Below are 1,013 nucleotides of genomic sequence, written 5' to 3' on the forward strand. Positions count from 1 at the left end.
GGGGGTGTCCGGTTTGGGCGTGTCCGGTTTGGGCGTGTCCGGGGCCGGGGAGAGTTCGACAATCACCGGCTCTTGGGGCGGGGTTGGTGGATTGGCGGTGTCGGCCAGCAGCTGGCTGGCCGTCGCCAGACCGGCCGGAACGGCCAGCACGACGAGAATGATAAGTATGCGTCTGATCATGTCCCCAACAGTAGAAATCCCTTGTGAGACCGTAATTAGACGTTCGTGAGACTCAGATGACGGGTGTATGAGAGCTTTATTAGAAAACCGGCGCTGACCTAACCGCTTAAGGTGCTCTTCAGCCTTGCCAAGGGATGCCTGCCGGACGCTGGCCAGCACGGCCCGGGCGTTGCACAATCAGGTATGGGCAACTCTGTGCAATCGTTCTACGGCCGCGATACTCTGCGCTATGTGCGCCTGATGCTGCTGGTCGTTCCGCTGCTGCTGGTGGTGGCCATCATCGTCTACGGCGTCGTGAACCAGCGGATTGAATCATCCATCAGCTCCTACTATTTGGGTCCCGCGCGCGACCTGTTCGTGGCCATGCTGGTCACCACCGGGGTGCTGCTGGTGGTATATAGCGGCCCGCCCCTGGAAGACCTGTCGCTGAACCTGGCCGGGTTCTACGCCATGTTCGTGGCACTGGTGCCCACCAAGCTCGGGCAGACGCTGCAGGAGTTATCGCAGGGCGAACGGGTGAAGCTGGTGCTCTCGGTGCGCGTGGCAATCATTGCCATCCTGGTGGTGACCGCAGTTTTCGCGTGGCTCGGCTGGCGCACCAAGCGGTGGCCGCGCCGGGAGTTCATGCACAACCTGCCCACCACCGTGCTGACCCTCATCGGGGTGGTGCTGCTGACCGGATTTCTGGTGCTGCTGACCTGGAGAACGATCGAGGGGGCAGAATTTGCCGGGGTGCATGCCTCGGCCGCGGCTTGATGATCGGCAGCATGGGCATCGCCATCGCCAGCCATGTGGGCCCGGCCCGGCTGTGCCCGGGTGGCGGGGCCGGCGAG

General features: G+C 63.3%; 1 protein-coding gene. It reads left to right on the forward strand.

Translation table 11 applies throughout. From position 1 onward, the window contains the following. Positions 1 to 420 precede the first annotated feature (420 nt). Entirely contained in the window at positions 421 to 936 is a 516-nt protein-coding gene (locus tag JCM19049_RS15265; RefSeq protein WP_279403352.1) for a hypothetical protein, read from the forward strand. The last annotated feature ends 77 nt before the right edge of the window (positions 937 to 1,013 follow it).

Source organism: Arthrobacter sp. JCM 19049 (assembly GCF_001310435.1).

Excerpts from the sequence above, each read along its gene's own strand:
- JCM19049_RS15265 (WP_279403352.1), top strand. The coding sequence starts at position 421 with ATGCTGCTGGTCGTTCCGCTGCTGCTGGTGGTGGCCATCATCGTCTAC.